Raw genomic sequence first — 2,310 nt, 5'->3', positions numbered from 1 at the left:
CGGGCCCCGCAACTCCGCTCACCCCCAACAAGAAGATATAGCGGGGAAGCGCTCATGCCTTTCGTCCCCATGCGGATTCGCCCCGCGGGGGGCCGGTGATGTCGGTGTCGGCGCGCGCCCGCCATTCCGGCCTGGACGACGTCGTCGGCGATGCGACGATCGAGACGCTGGCGAGCGGCTTCGGCTTCCTCGAAGGGCCGGTCTGGCACCCCTACGAGAAGTGGCTGGTCTTCTCCGACATTCCGGAAAGCCGCATGTACCGCCGCAGTGCCGAGGGCGAGATCGAGCTGTTCCGCGAACCGAGCCACAAGGCCAATGGCAACACGCTGGACCGCCACGGGCGGCTGGTCACCTGCGAGCACGCGACGAGCCGGGTGACCCGCGCCGAACCCAACGGCAGCGTGACGGTGCTTGCCACGCACCATCAGGGCAAGCAGCTCAACAGTCCGAACGACATCGTCGTTGCCACCGGCGGATCGATCTACTTCAGTGATCCCGGCTATGGTCGGGTGGAATTCTATGGCGTGCCGCGGCCACAGGAGCTGCCGTTCCAGGGCGTCTACCGCATCGATGGCGACGGCGCCCGGCTGACATTGCTGGCCGACGATTTTGTCCAGCCGAACGGGCTTTGCTTTTCGCTGGACGAGTCGCGGCTGTTCATCAACGACACCGAACGGGGGCACATCAGGGTGTTCGGCGTGGAAGCGAACGGCGACCTCAATGGCGGCGCCGTCTGGGCCGTGACCGAGGGCGAGGAGCCGGGAGCGCCCGACGGTATGAAGATCGACAGCCGCGGCAATCTCTACTGCACCGGGCCCGGTGGCATCCATGTCTTCGATGCGTCGGGCGCCATTCTCGGCGTTATCCGGACACCGGAAAATTGCGCGAATTTCACCTTCGGCGACGACGACCTGCAGAGCCTCTACATCGCCGCGTCGACGTCGCTGTACCGGCTCCGGGTGCGAGTGCCGGGATTGAGACTGTTTTGAGCCCGCGACGATCCGTGCTCAAATCAGATTGGGAGTGAGGCCGGGGTCAAAGCCGGCGGGAAATGCAGCAGTCAACATCTGGGAGGATTACGACATGAAGAAACTGTTCGTCTTGGGCGCCCTGGCGGCGATGCTCGCCTCGGGCACGGCGCTGGCCGACACCAGTGGCAAGAAGATCGCCTTCTCCAACAACTATGCCGGAAATTCCTGGCGGCAGGCGATGCTCGACAGCTATGGCATCGTCACCAAGAAGGCGGTCGCCGACAAGATCGTCGGCGCGGCCGACATCTTCACCACCGCCGACAAGGAAGTGCCGACGCAGGCGGCGCAGGTGCAGAACCTGATCCTGCAGGGCTATGACGCGATCGTCATCAATGCCGCCTCGCCGGACGCACTCAACGGCGCCATCAAGCAGGCCTGCGACGCCGGCATCACTGTCGTCTCCTTCGACGGCACCGTGACTGAACCCTGCGCCTACCGCGTCGTCGTCGACTTCAAGGACATGGGCAAGCAGGAAGTCGAGCAGATGGCCAAATTCCAGCCCAAGGGCGGCAATCTCCTTGAAATCCGCGGCCTTGCCGGCACCTCGATCGACGATGCCATCCATGCCGGCATCCTTGAAGGTGTGGCTGCCCATCCCGAGTTCAAGATCGTCGGCTCGGTGACCGGCGACTGGGACCAGACGACGGCGCAAAAGGCGGTGGCGACCATCCTGCCGTCGCTGCCCGACATCGTCGGCATCGTCGACCAGGGTGGTGACGGCTATGGCGCCGCACAGGCCTTCGCCGCCGCCGGCAAGCCGCGCCCGACCATCATCATGGGCAACCGCCAGGACGAGCTGCAATGGTGGAAGGAACAGAAGGACAAGGACGGCTACAAGACCTGGTCGGCCTCGATCGCGCCTGGCGTCTCGTCGCTCGCCTTCTGGGTGGCGCAGCAGGTGCTCGACGGCCGCACCGATATCCCGCACGATTTGCTGGTGCCGTATCTGGCCTTCACCCAGGACGATTTCGAGGCCGAACTGCCGAAGATCGTCAAGGGCGGCGTTGCCAGCCACGAATACACGCAGGAAGATGCGATCGCGGCCATCAAAGCCAACATCAAGTGAATGTCACGGCAGCGTTGCCGTCCGTATCGCCGAGCGGATATCGTTGAGCATGCCTGAAGGGAACGCTGACATCATCAGACTGAACGGCGCCGAAAAGCATTTCGGCGCCGTTCGCGCACTGGGCGGCGTGGATTTTCACGTCGGATCCGGCGAGTGTGTCGGTCTCGTCGGCCACAATGGCGCCGGCAAATCGACGCTGATGCACATGGTGGC

3 protein-coding genes are annotated in these 2,310 nt (G+C 64.2%); all 3 read left to right on the top strand.

From position 1 onward, the window contains the following. The first annotated feature begins 98 nt into the window (after positions 1-98). Entirely contained in the window at positions 99-989 is an 891-nt protein-coding gene (locus EN935_RS31690; protein ID WP_109664021.1) for an SMP-30/gluconolactonase/LRE family protein, read from the top strand. 94 nt (positions 990-1,083) lie between these two features. Then, a complete protein-coding gene (locus EN935_RS31685; RefSeq protein ID WP_109664026.1) occupies positions 1,084-2,097 on the top strand; it encodes an ABC transporter substrate-binding protein in 1,014 nt (337 codons plus the stop codon). 49 nt (positions 2,098-2,146) lie between these two features. Then, a partial coding sequence (locus EN935_RS31680) for an ATP-binding cassette domain-containing protein (protein ID WP_127373998.1) occupies positions 2,147-2,310 on the top strand: 164 nt, incomplete at its 3' end.

It is taken from the genome of Mesorhizobium sp. M7D.F.Ca.US.004.03.1.1 (genome assembly GCF_003998635.1).
GTDB classification, from domain to species: Bacteria; Pseudomonadota; Alphaproteobacteria; order Rhizobiales; family Rhizobiaceae; genus Mesorhizobium; species Mesorhizobium loti.
This window is presented reverse-complemented; position numbering and strand designations above follow the sequence as displayed.